Source organism: Frankia sp. CcWB3 (assembly GCF_977927595.1).
Genome location: NZ_CDWRCK010000138.1, coordinates 1 through 11,570, shown reverse-complemented (window position 1 = coordinate 11,570; position 11,570 = coordinate 1). Strand labels below are relative to the sequence as shown.

At 71.1% G+C, this 11,570-nt stretch carries 13 protein-coding genes; 3 read left to right on the top strand and 10 right to left on the bottom strand.

Annotated features, from left to right (window positions below; genetic code table 11):
• Positions 1 to 105 precede the first annotated feature (105 nt).
• Both ACY5KJ_RS12080 and tyrS read left to right on the top strand, forming a co-directional pair.
• Positions 106 to 1,446, top strand: a complete 1,341-nt coding sequence (locus ACY5KJ_RS12080) for a S8 family serine peptidase (RefSeq protein ID WP_462186383.1) — start codon at positions 106 to 108, stop codon at positions 1,444 to 1,446.
• 47 nt (positions 1,447 to 1,493) lie between these two features.
• Positions 1,494 to 2,780, top strand: coding sequence for a tyrosine--tRNA ligase (tyrS, locus tag ACY5KJ_RS12075; protein WP_462203376.1), 1,287 nt, complete (start codon positions 1,494 to 1,496; stop codon positions 2,778 to 2,780).
• Between the two features lie 114 nt (positions 2,781 to 2,894).
• Here tyrS and ACY5KJ_RS12070 read toward each other — a convergent pair whose 3' ends face one another.
• Both ACY5KJ_RS12070 and ACY5KJ_RS12065 read right to left on the bottom strand, forming a co-directional pair.
• Entirely contained in the window at positions 2,895 to 3,806 is a 912-nt protein-coding gene (locus tag ACY5KJ_RS12070) for a glycosyltransferase family 2 protein (RefSeq protein ID WP_462186381.1), read from the bottom strand.
• Between the two features lie 195 nt (positions 3,807 to 4,001).
• Entirely contained in the window at positions 4,002 to 5,159 is a 1,158-nt protein-coding gene (locus ACY5KJ_RS12065; protein WP_462203375.1) for a glycosyltransferase family 2 protein, read from the bottom strand.
• A 370-nt stretch (positions 5,160 to 5,529) separates the two neighbouring features.
• Between ACY5KJ_RS12065 and ACY5KJ_RS12060 the strand changes: the two genes are divergently transcribed.
• Positions 5,530 to 6,771 (top strand): glycosyltransferase, encoded by a 1,242-nt coding sequence (locus ACY5KJ_RS12060; protein WP_462186379.1) that lies wholly within the window; start codon positions 5,530 to 5,532, stop codon positions 6,769 to 6,771.
• 86 nt (positions 6,772 to 6,857) lie between these two features.
• Here the strand turns inward: ACY5KJ_RS12060 and ACY5KJ_RS12055 are convergent, their stop codons facing one another.
• The 8 genes from ACY5KJ_RS12055 to ACY5KJ_RS12020 form a co-directional block, all read right to left on the bottom strand.
• Positions 6,858 to 7,511, bottom strand: a complete 654-nt coding sequence (locus ACY5KJ_RS12055) for a PIG-L deacetylase family protein (protein WP_462186378.1) — start codon at positions 7,509 to 7,511, stop codon at positions 6,858 to 6,860.
• A 186-nt stretch (positions 7,512 to 7,697) separates the two neighbouring features.
• On the bottom strand, positions 7,698 to 8,291 hold the full coding sequence (gene pth, locus ACY5KJ_RS12050) for an aminoacyl-tRNA hydrolase (protein WP_462203374.1): 594 nt from the start codon (positions 8,289 to 8,291) through the stop codon (positions 7,698 to 7,700).
• Positions 8,292 to 8,324: 33 nt separating this feature from the next.
• Positions 8,325 to 8,945, bottom strand: coding sequence for a 50S ribosomal protein L25/general stress protein Ctc (locus ACY5KJ_RS12045; protein WP_462186375.1), 621 nt, complete (start codon positions 8,943 to 8,945; stop codon positions 8,325 to 8,327).
• A 177-nt stretch (positions 8,946 to 9,122) separates the two neighbouring features.
• Positions 9,123 to 9,791, bottom strand: a complete 669-nt coding sequence (locus ACY5KJ_RS12040) for an Asp23/Gls24 family envelope stress response protein (protein WP_462186374.1) — start codon at positions 9,789 to 9,791, stop codon at positions 9,123 to 9,125.
• A complete protein-coding gene (locus tag ACY5KJ_RS12035; RefSeq protein ID WP_462186373.1) occupies positions 9,788 to 10,357 on the bottom strand; it encodes a DUF6286 domain-containing protein in 570 nt (189 codons plus the stop codon). Before ACY5KJ_RS12035 ends, ACY5KJ_RS12040 begins: the two co-directional genes overlap by 4 nt.
• Before the next feature lie 99 nt (positions 10,358 to 10,456).
• Positions 10,457 to 10,840 (bottom strand): Asp23/Gls24 family envelope stress response protein, encoded by a 384-nt coding sequence (locus tag ACY5KJ_RS12030; RefSeq protein ID WP_462186372.1) that lies wholly within the window; start codon positions 10,838 to 10,840, stop codon positions 10,457 to 10,459.
• Positions 10,837 to 11,025 carry a DUF2273 domain-containing protein gene (locus tag ACY5KJ_RS12025; protein WP_462186371.1) on the bottom strand — a complete coding sequence of 63 codons (189 nt, stop codon included), beginning with the start codon at positions 11,023 to 11,025 and terminating at the stop codon, positions 10,837 to 10,839. Before ACY5KJ_RS12025 ends, ACY5KJ_RS12030 begins: the two co-directional genes overlap by 4 nt.
• A 167-nt stretch (positions 11,026 to 11,192) precedes the next feature.
• A partial coding sequence (locus tag ACY5KJ_RS12020) for a hypothetical protein (RefSeq protein WP_462203373.1) occupies positions 11,193 to 11,570 on the bottom strand: 378 nt, incomplete at its 5' end.

The following is an 11,570-nucleotide window of genomic DNA, read 5'->3' as shown; positions in this document are numbered from 1 at the left end:
ACAGACCTAGACCATGCAATGTGGAAAACTTCCTCAAACAGGGCGCGTAACCGGACACGATCAGCCACGCCCGCCGAGCGGTAGCCCCGGAGGCAGGACCCCCTCATGCACCACCGCGCCATGCTCGGCCTGCTGGTCGGCCTCGTGATGACGACCGCTCCGGCCGGCGCCGTCGTCCCGCCGCACGCGGCCGGGCCCGACCCGGCTCCGATCGCGCCCGCCCGAGGCTCGCAGTGGTACCACGCTGTCCTGGGACTCGCCCAGGCACACCGGATCAGCCAGGGCGCGGGCACGGTGGTGGCCGTCATCGACGGCGGGGTCGACGCCAGCCAGCCCAAGTTGTGGGGTCAGCTGCTTCCCGGTACCGGTATCGGTCCCGGGGCGGCGCGGGACGGTTGGCGCGACAATGATCCGAACGGGCACGGCACCGCCATGGCGGGCATCATCGCCGGTCGCAACGACAACGGCCGGCCCGAGGTCCGCGGCATCGCCCCGGCCGCCAAGATCCTGCCCGTCTCGACCGGCGCCGAGACGAACTCGGAGAAGGTCGCGATCGGCATCCGCCGGGCGGTCGACCTGGGCGCCGACGTCATCAACCTTTCCCTGGGCTCGACGGGGGCGGCGACCCCGGACGAGGAGAAGGCGGTCGGCTACGCCCTCGCGCACGACGTGGTGGTGGTCGCCTCGGCGGGGAACGTCGAGTCCGGCGACACCGCGATCAACTCCCCCGCCAGCATCCCGGGAGTGGTCGCGGTGACCGGATCGACGGCCGCTGATGGTTTCTGGCGGGAATCGGCCCGCGGGCCGCGGGCCGTCATCGCCGCGCCGGCCCCCGGTATCCGGGCCCCCGTCCCGACCAGGGTCTCCCCGGACGGCCTGGACACCGGGGGCGGTACCTCGAACTCCGCGGCGATCGTCGCGGGCGTTGTCGCCCTCATCCGGGCCGCCCAGCCGGACCTGGACGCACCCAACGTCATCGAGCGGCTCGTCTACACCGCGCGGGATGCGGGCCCTCCTGGCCGCGACGATGAGTTCGGCTTCGGCATCGTCGACCCCGTCGCGGCGCTGACCCGGGCCGTGCCGGTGGTCAGGACCAATCCGCTGCTGTCGGAACCGACGCGCTGGGGGGTGGGCGGGCCCGCGCCGGCCGCCGGCCGCATCATGCCCGGCGGGCAGGCCCGGGGATCCGCCGACGACGCGACGACCCACGGGGACGACGCCACGCTCACGAGCACCGGTCCGACGAGCACCGGTCAGATCGGCGCAGCCGGCCCGGGCTCGTCGGAACTCTCGCCACTGGCCTGGGCCGCCGGGCTCGGCATCGCGGCCTCGCTGGGCGTCCTGCTCGGGATCGTGACACATCTGCTGTACGCCTGGCAGCGCGCGGCGCGGGCGGGGCCCGGCCGCACGGGCAGCCGCGTCCGCCCGCACTCCCCTACCGGGTGATCTCGCCGTGACACGGTGGACCGGCGCGCCACTTTTACCATGGGCCCATGACACACGCGCTCCTGGACGAGCTGTCCTGGCGTGGACTCCTCCACGACAGCACCGATCCCGCCGAACTGCGGGAGCACCTCGACAGCGGACGGCGGCGCTGCTACATCGGCTTCGACCCGACGGCCCCCTCGCTGACGATCGGCAACCTGCTGCCGATGACCCTGCTGATCCGGGCCGCACGGGCGGGGATCGGCGCGGTCACCCTGTTCGGCGGTGGCACGGGTCTGATCGGCGACCCGTCGGGCAAGTCGGTGGAACGCAGCCTGCTCACCGCCCAGGAGGTACGGACAAACATGCTCGGACAACAGGAGATCATGGAATCCGTCTTCGCCCGGGCCTTGGACTCCGGCCAGCTCCCGCAGTTCGTCGACAACGCCGACTGGCTCGGCGGACTCGGGATGATCGAATTTTTGCGGGACGTCGGCAAGCACTTCCCCGTCACCGAGATGGTCCGCCGTGACTCGGTGCGCCGGCGGCTGGACGATCCCGATGTCGGCCTGACCTACACCGAGTTCAGCTACTCCCTGCTCCAGGCGTACGACTTCCGCCGCCTGTGCGAGGGCCACGGGGTCACCCTCCAGATGGGCGCCTCCGACCAGTGGGGCAACATCGTCGCCGGGATCGACTACGTGCGACGGGTGCTGCGCACCCAGGTACACGGGCTGACCTGCCCGCTGCTGCTGCGTTCGGACGGCACGAAGTTCGGCAAGTCGGAGAAGGGAGCGGTCTGGCTCTCGGCCGACCGCACCTCGCCCTACACCCTGTACCAGTTCGTGATCAATCTGTCTGACGACGAGGCACGCCGGTTCGCCCTGTTCTTCTCGCTCATCGACCGTGAGCCGCTGGAGCGGCTGTTCGCCGAGCACGCCGAGGCTCCGGGCAGGCGAGCGTTGCAGCGTCACCTGGCGCGGGAGATCACCGCACTGGTGCACGGCCAAGCCGCGGTCGACGCGGCCGAGGCGGCGTCGACCGCGTTGTTCAGCGGGGACGTGAAGGCGATCGGCGCGGATCTGCTCTCCGACGTCTTCGCCGACGTGCCCACGGTCGAGGAGCCGGCCGCCCGGCTCGAGGAGGACGGCTGGCCGGTCGTCGATCTGCTGATCGCCACCGGCCTCGCCAACAGCAAGCGGGATGCGCGCGAGCACCTGGGCAACCGTGCGGTCCTGGTGAACGGGGAACGGGTCGGCGTGGAAGCCACCGTCGGGACCAAGGATCTGCTGCACGGCTCGGTCATCCTGGTCCGCCGCGGTCGCCGGGAATGGCGGGTAGCCCGCTTCACCTGAGCCCGGGACCACCGAGCCCGGGACCACCGAGTTCACTTCCCTGCCTGTCCAGAGGGACGAATCGGACAGCCAGCCCGCTGAACAGGCAGGGAACGAACGAGGGAACGGGCGCGGCTACTTGGCCGGCGGCCCGACCAGCAGGCCCTTGATATATGCGGCGTGCTCGTCAGCCACTGCCTTCCTGCCCCGGGCTCGAGAGAGCACCGTACGCCCGGCGTAGCCGGCGACGAGCATCGAGCGCATCACGTTCACCCGGGCCGGCGCATTGTGCTTACGTAGATAACGCACCATGGACGCACCGCGCATCTGCAGCATCCACGTCTTACCGGCCCCGGAACCTCCCGCCCCGTGGGGTACCAGCAGATCGGTGCGCAGCTTCTGCCGCAGCCCCGCCTCACGGATCGCCCGGCCGAGCGCCATGTCCTCGTTGTAGACGTAGAACGTCTCATCGAAGGCACCTAGTTCGAGGAAGGTGGACCGGCGGACCGCCATGCAGGCGCCGGTCAGCCACTCGGGGTTCATCGGGCGGCCCGGTGTCGGCCGGGCGAACAGCGCCGAGCTCGGCGCCACCTTGTGCGCTCCCAGCACGTGCAGCAGCACCCGGCGGGGCGTCGGCTCCCAGCCGCCGTTACCGAGCTCGGGCTTGTCGTCGTGCCCCTTCATGGTGGCCGCGCTGGTCACCAGTTCGGGATCGGCGATGAGGTCGTCGACCAGCGTGTCGATGACCTCCACGGTGGGCCGGCTGTCCGGGTTGCCGAGCACCACGTACTCGTAGCGCGACGAACGGATGCCCATGTTGGCGGCCTTCGCGAATCCCTTGCCGCCGCCGGAGTCAAGGTAACGGCTGTTGGGCCGGCCCGCGATCAGCTCGTCAACGCGGTCGACGCCCTCGGCGTTATCGATGATCACAACCGGCATGTCCAACGGAAGGGTCGCGAAGAGCTGCTCGAGCTGGCCACGGCTGTGAAAACTGACCAGTACCAGCTCGTACTGCCACCTGGACCAGTTGGGCTTCTCGACGGACATGGCGGCACGCTCCTCACTGCGTGTGCTGACGCGCACTCAGGTGGATGTCCACGCCTCGTGCGGTGTTGCGGTCCTGCGGTCCTGTACCACACGGTATTCCCGCCCCAGGGCGGGATGGTATTTCGATAGGCGTAGCCGGTGACGGGCCGAGGTGGGTTCTCCAGCCAAAGCCGGTTCCGGCCGGCGTCAGCGGCGTCAGTTGCCGGCCGGGGCCAGCTCGGTCGGCGGGCCGGGCGGCGTCGTCTGCCCCGGTGGCGGGACCGGCCCCGTGGGCGCCGGTGACGTCGCGGAGGCCACGGCCGGCCGCTCCGGCTTGGGCCAGACGGCGGGCCGGTCCCGGGCCACGAAGCGCCGCACCCCGCCGAGCGCGACGGCCTGGAGGAAGAAGACCTGCGCGACCAGGCGGGTCGGACCGGGCGGCGTGCGCCCGGTCAGCAGCGCCGCGGTGCTCACAGCGCCGACGGCGTTGCCCGCCAGGAACAGCCGGGCGATCCAGCTCCGGCGGGCGGCCGGGAGGGCGAGCCCCACCAGGACGACCTGCGCCAACGGGCCGAACGACGAGCGGACCAGCCGGTGGCCCCACAGTTGCGGGGTGACCGGCAGCGCGCCGGGCACCAGCGCCGCCCGGCGCCGCCAGAGCATGTCGAGGTTGCCAGCAACGATGCGGGTCCGCCGCTCCCACTCCGCCGAGTAGTCCGGGCTCGACGACTCGATCGAGTACGCCTCGGGTTCGTAGACGACCCGCAGCCCCCCTTCGAGGATGTCGAGAGCCAGCCAGGCATCGTCGACGGCCACGTCCGCGGGCAGGGGCCGAAACGCCTGGCGGCGGAAGGCCAGCATCTCGCCGACCACGCCGATGGTCGCGCCGGTCGCCGACTCGCGGCGCTTCAGCCAGGACTCGAACTTCCAGTAGAAGCCCTGGGCGCCGTCGGGATCGTCGACCTGCTTCTCCCCTGCCACCGCGCCGACCGTCTCGTCGGTGAAATGGCGGGCGGCTGCCCGCAGGGCACCGGGCGCGAGCACGGCGTTCGCATCGGTGAGCACCACGAGCTCGTGGGTGGCGGCGGCGACTCCCCGGTTGACCGCCCGCGCCTTGCCGAGGCGTTCCCCGGACGACAGCACCCGCACGCCGGGCCGGCGCGAGGCCTCGGCCGTCTCCGGATCGTCGGCCACGACGATGATCTCCATCGGCCCGGGATAGTCCGTGCCGGTGAGTTCATCCAGTTTCGCCCCGATCACCGCCGACTCGCGATAGGCGGAGACGACCACGCTCAATCCCGGCCAGATCTCAGGGTCCGGCGGTGCCGTCGACTCCAGGCCACGGCTGCGCAATCCGATATAGATCGGATACAAAACGTGACCGTAAACGGCTGTGGCTCCCAGCGCCGCGACGGCGGCACCTCGACCGATGGTCCGGACACCTGTCATAGCGGTTACCGTAGCGTTCCGCCGGTCAGCCACAACCAACGGCTCCGTCCTTTGCGGTACGGCGCCATTGACTCCATGACACGCCATGACGCCATGACGCCGCGCAGCCGTGGCACCCGCACCGCGCCAAAGTCGTCCCGCGGAATCGGATGGACCCCCCGGCGGACATGCGCGCACCTCGACCCCACCTTCACCTCACGACACTCTTGTCATCTACCTGCAACTGTCCGCGACACCCCGCACGAGTACCGAGCCCGCAGTCGTTACCCAACCCCACGGTCGTTACAGTTGTCCGGTGAGCGACTCCACGCGCTGGATCGTCGTTGTCGAGGAACCGTTTCTCCCAGCGGACGCGGGCGGGCGGGTGGAGACCTTCAGCTTCCTCACCGCGGCCTCCGCGGCCGGCGTTCGGATGCAGGTCCTGGTGCCTTCCCGGGAGAACCTGGATATCGCCGCGTATGAGGAGGCCGTGCCGGGTTCGGCCGTCATCCGGCTGCCTCGTGACGACAGCCCACGGGCACACCTGACGGCCCGGCCATTCATGCACGCCTCCCGGCCGGTCGGCCCGTTGCGCCGCGCGCTGGAGTCGACGCCGCCACGAGCCGACGCCGTGATCAGTTACAGCTGCCGGACGTCGCATCTCGGCGAGGAGGTCGCCCGGATCTGGAAGCTGCCACATCTGGTGCGCGCGCACAACGTCGACTCGGAGTTCTTCCGGGTGCTGGCCCGCAACAGCTCGGGGCCGCGCACCGTCGCCTACGAGCTGGAGTATCACAAACTGCGACTGGCGGAGCTTTCGATGCACCACTCTCCGCTCATCACCTGCATCGCGGACATCTCGCTGGAAGACCACAACTGGCGGCGTACGCGGGCGCGCATCCCGACGTTCCACCTGCCGCCGTTCCTGCCTGTCGGTGCCCTCACCGCATCGACGGGCACCGAGCCGACCGGCACCGAGCCGACCGGGTCGGCCCCGCCGGGCCGGAAGCCGGCACCTCGGGACGGCGCCGGCAAGAAGCTGATCTTTGTTGGCTCGCTGGACACCCCGACCAACATCGAAGCCCTGCGCTGGTTCCTCGGCGGCTGCTGGCCGACGATCCGGGTCCGCCATCCCGACGCGACCTTCCAGGTGGTGGGGCGGCGTCCGGAGGAGGGCCTGGCGGCATGGCTCGGTGGCTTCGAGGGCGTGGAGCTGCACACTGACGTGCCGAGCGTTGCCGGTTACCTCGCCACGGCCACCCTGTCGGTGAACCCGATGCGTTCGGGATCCGGCGTGAACATCAAGGCGATCGAGGCAATGGCGACGGGAACGCCAGTCGTGAGTACACCCACCGGCAGCCGCGGCCTCGGCTGGACGCCCGGTACCCACCTCCTCGTCGCCGAGGACGCGGGGGCCTTCGCCGACGCCGCCTGCGGCCTGCTGGAACAGCCCTGGAAGGCGGCCGAGATCGGAACAGCCGGCCGGGCCTACGTGCTACAGGAACTCGACCACGCGGCACTCATCGGTCGCATCCAGGAACATCTGACGCCAGCCTGAGTCCTTCCCGCCGGGCCACTCCCGCCGGGCCTCACCGGGCCGACGGAGGAGGGTGGTAGGCGGGAGACCGGTGGGCGGGAGACATATCAGAAGGTGAGCATCACCTTGCGGGCGTCGAACGCCTCCGCGTAGCGCGTCCCGCACTCGACGCCGCGCAGCCGCAGGGTTGCGCGGAAGGTCTCGTCGTCGAACCAGGCACGGTCCTGCTGGCTGCGGAAATGACGTTTGAGATGGTCGAGTTTTGCCCCGACCCTCTCCTCGGGGATCGGGACGTACAGGCTGGGGGACAGCCGGTCGGCCTCCCATTTCGGGATCTCGTAGCCGAGGATGAGCGCCCCGCGAAAGGCCTGCCACGCCAGCTCGCCGAGCACCCGGTGATCCTGGTGGGCATCCGCGAGCGCCGGGGCGAACACGATGTCCGGGGTGACCTGGCGGGCGATCTGCAGCAGGACCTCCTTGACCCCGCTCCACTCCCGAGGGAGGAAACCGTCCCGGACCTCGTGCAGGTGCAGCGAACCGAGCGAGGAGCCGAGCAGTTCACGCGCGCTCTCCTCCGCCTCCGAGCCGCGCTCGCCCTCGCTCGAGAAGACCACCCAGTGCACGGCGGCCTCCGGATGGGCGGCCAGCAACTGCATGATCGTGGCAGCGGCGCCGATCTCCACGTCGTCCGCGTGTGCCCCGAGGGCCACGACGCTGTACGCCCGACCATCGGCCGGCGGGCCCGCCGTCAACGCCAGCATCCGGCACTCCTCCGCGCTCGCCCGCCCTTTCTCTCCCCCTCATGCCAGTGCACGAAGCCTCCGCCCCCCGGTTTCCCGGCAACCGGCCATGCCGTTGACCTTTCGCATCCACACCAACACTTGAAGTACCCAAGCACCCGGAGTGCCCACCGGACCGGCAGAAACACGCGGTGTCCGTCGAGCGGTTCAGAGCAACGCGTGATAGCGGTTCTGCGCGGGCTCCAGACCGTCGGCGATGAGCATCTCGACCGAGTCGGCCGCGTGTTCGAGCAGGAGGGGCAGCTCACGGCGTTCGGTCGGGGTGAAGTCCCGCAGCACGAAGTCGGCCGGATCCATCCGGCCGGGCGGACGGCCGATGCCGACCCGGACCCGCAGGTAGTCCCGTGTCCCGAGCGCCGAGGAGATGGACCGCAGACCGTTGTGGCCGTTGTCCCCACCGCCGCGTTTGAGCCGCACAGCCCCGAAGGGGATGTCAAGCTCATCGTGCACCACGATGAGCCGGGAGACCTCGGCCTTGTAGAAGCTCCGGGCCGCCGCGACAGGATGGCCGGAGAGATTCATGAAGGAGAGCGGGCGGGCGAGGACCGCCCGCGCCCCGGCCAGGCGGGTCTCGGCGACATCGGCCCGGGAACGGTGCGACTTCAGCCGCGACCCGGTCCGCTCGGCGAGCAGGTCCACGACCATGAAGCCGGCGTTGTGCCGATTGCCGGCATAGGTCGGTCCGGGATTGCCGAGGCCGACGACGAGCCAGGGCCCATCGTCGGCCGGGATGGTTACCATCGGCAGACAACATCGGCGATGGAGCGGATCCGCTTAGACGGACGCGCTCGCGACGCCGGCCTCCTCCGCCACCGGAGTCTCGCCGAGCGAGGCCTCCTGCTGAGCGTTCGTCCGCTTGGCCAGGCACTGCACGACGACCAGGTCGGTGTCGGCGTCGAGCTCGGAGCCGGCCGGCAGCACCAGCTGGCGGGCGAAAATGCTCGTACCCGGCTCGAGCCCGGTGATGTCGACCTCGATCGGGCCGGGCAGCCGGGTGGCGTCGGCCTTCACCGCAATCGTGGTGACCTGCTGGTCGACCAGGGTGTCCGGGTGTGGTTCCCCGATCACCTGCACGGGGATATCGGCCACGACCTTCTCGCCCCGGGCTACGAGCACGAGGTCGATGTGCTCGAAGCTGCCCTTGATCGGGTGGCGCTGGACGTCCTTCGCGAGCGCGAGTTCGGTCCCCTCGGCCAGCTCGAGCGTCAACAGGACGTTCGTGCCGGCGTCGGTCTTGAAGGCGTGGAGTAGGTCGTGTGCGGGCAGCGCAATGTGACGCGGCGGCTTACCGTGACCATAGAGAACGGCCGGGACCTTGCCGGCCCGACGGGTGCGACGAGCCCCGCCCTTACCGAACTCGGTGCGCGGCTCCGCGGCGATGCGGACCTCGGACATGGCGGCGCTCATCCTTTCCTAAACTGGGGATCCGGCGCCGGAGGGCGGTGGAACCACCGCGGCGCGGTCCTTCACAGTACCGGACGCGCCACGGCAAGGGGGAAACGACCCCGTTCTGTCAAGACCCTTGGTGCGTCGCGGCCTTGGTCACCCTGCCCGGTCACGCCGGGCCGCACCTCAGCGCACCTGCGGCCGGATGGTGGCAGCGGGGCGGACCTCCACCTTGGCGGGTAGCCGCGGACGACCGACCGCGGTCCGGGCTCGATGGAGCACCGGGCCACGGATGTCGTCGAGCACGCCGGCGACCCCCGGCCCCGGGACAACGGTGACCGCGATCTCCAGCACGGGTTCCCGCCGGCCACGCAGCACCGCCCGCACCGCCTCGACGCCCGCGATCCCGAACACGTCGTCCTCGACGGCGTCGGTCAGTGCCGCGGCGGACAGATGGACACCGCCGAGCGCATCATCCGTCACGTAGAGTCCACGGCGCCGCGCCGCCAGCGCCGTCTGCGCCCGAAGCCACCCGAGGGCGAGCAGGACGACCAGCCCGGAACCGATCCCCACGGCGAGCCAGAACCAGGTGTGGGAGGTCGGGTAGGAACGGGTGTCGGCATCGAGCACCGCCTCGTCGGCGACGCCGTCTCCGAACGCACCGGCCCCCACCAGCAACGCGAGAACACCGGCCGCGAGGCAGAGCAACCCGACTCCGACCAGGGCGACCCGGTTGAGGCGGTCGGGCGGTGGCTCGGACAGCCCGGCCGGCCCACCGCCGGGCTCCGTGGGTACCCCGCCACCCGCCGAGCGGCCCTCGGCGGTCTGCCCTCCCGCTGCCCGTGTCTCGGTCATGCCGCACCGCCACCGGTCCGTCCCGCCCCGTTGACGGTCCGGTCCGCGGCCGGTGGGGTCGCCTGGATGCGCAGCTCGAGCGGCTCAGCCAGTTCGAAGGAGGCAAGCAAGGAGGCCAGGACGGCACCCGCGCGTTCCCGCGCGCCACCGGCGGCACGCGGCCGAAGACGCAGGCGGACGTCGGCGGTCCGGTCACGGACCCGAACCCGGGCGGCCCGCACCCCGTCGACGGTCAGGGCGGCGGAGCTCAGCGCCCGCGCAAGCCCTCGCCGCTCGACGAAGACAATGGTCTGCGCGCAGCTGCGCCGCACGGTGAGTCGGGACGGCGTTCCGCGCCGCGCTCCGAGCCAGATCAGCAGCAGGCCGACCAGAACGCAGATCCCCGCGGCCAGTCGGACCGCCCCGGAGGACCAGGCCGTGCCCGCCAGGCCGTCCGCCCACGCCGGCCAGTCGACCACGGCGTAGCCCCTGCCACCGCCGGCCGCAGCCACGATCTCGATGACGGTGATGACCCCGGCGGCCGCGGTCAGCGCGGCGAGCAGTCCGGCAACGATCCTACGCCCCACCCACACGGCACCCTCCCCTCACCGAGCCCAGCCTTGCCTGTTACCCGTGCTCTTGTTACCCGTGCTCTGAACGCGAACCGGCGGGACAGAAGATGGCCGCTACCCATCGGAGGACAGCGACGGGATCTCGATGTCCAGGTGTGCCACGCGCACACCCGTGAGCGCCGCGACCCGGTCCCGCACCTCACAACGGACCAGCTCGGCCGTCTCCGTGACCGGGATCGGGTAACGCACGGAGAACGACATCGTCAGCCGGGCGGTGGCTCCCTCCATCTTCGCCGAGACCCGTGGCCGCCCGGCACGCCCACGACGCCGCGCGCCGCCACGGCGCGGGAATCTGCGTGGCGGTCCGGTAACGCCGACAACGTCCGCCGCCGCCATGGCCGCGATCTTCTCGACAACCCGGTCCGCCACCCGCAGGGAACCGGCCCCTGACCGCCTACCCGCGGGACGGCCCGGTCGCACACGCTCCCTCTCGTTCACCGCCGCCCCCGACGCCGGTCACCGCCCACGTAACGGGTGATATCGAGATCACCATCCACCACCTTGCCGATAACCAGCCCTATCGCACCGAAGACCAGCACGATCAGAAACTCGCCGAAGCCCCCGAAGGCGAGGGCGAGTCCGGCGATCAGACCGATGATCAGGCCAAGCGCGCTCGATCGCATGTGGCTCTTCCCCTTTCCCAGCCCATCCAGCCCGGCCCATCCAGCCCGGCCCATCCTGCGGCCGCGGTACCCGGTCCGCCCCTCTGGACCGGCAGATCGAGGGGCGTCCCGCGTGATCGTCACATGGAACCGGGCCCGGGGTGCGGTCCCGCGGACCCGGTGTCGCCTCAGCGCACCCGAGGACCACGGCCGGGGCCGAACCGCACCCAGCGGTACGACCACCACCGGCGCGCGGAGTCGGGACACCGGCGCCCGCGACCGCGAACCCAGGCGAACAGGATGCCCGCGGCGGTGGGCCGATGATGGGTGGTGAGGCGGACGCCCGGAACACCCAGCGCGTCCGGCCCAGCCGGCCCGTCCGGCGCGGATCGCAGGGCCCGCAGGCCGGCGGCGAACGCCTGTGGATCACCTCCCCGATCCGGGTGGTGCGTGCGGATGAACGCGCGGATCTCGGCCCTGCGTCGGGCGGCGTCGAGCTGGCGTCGGGATGACTCCTGCCGCCGATCGGAGGTCACGACGCCCCCATCTCCGCCACCCCCGCATCC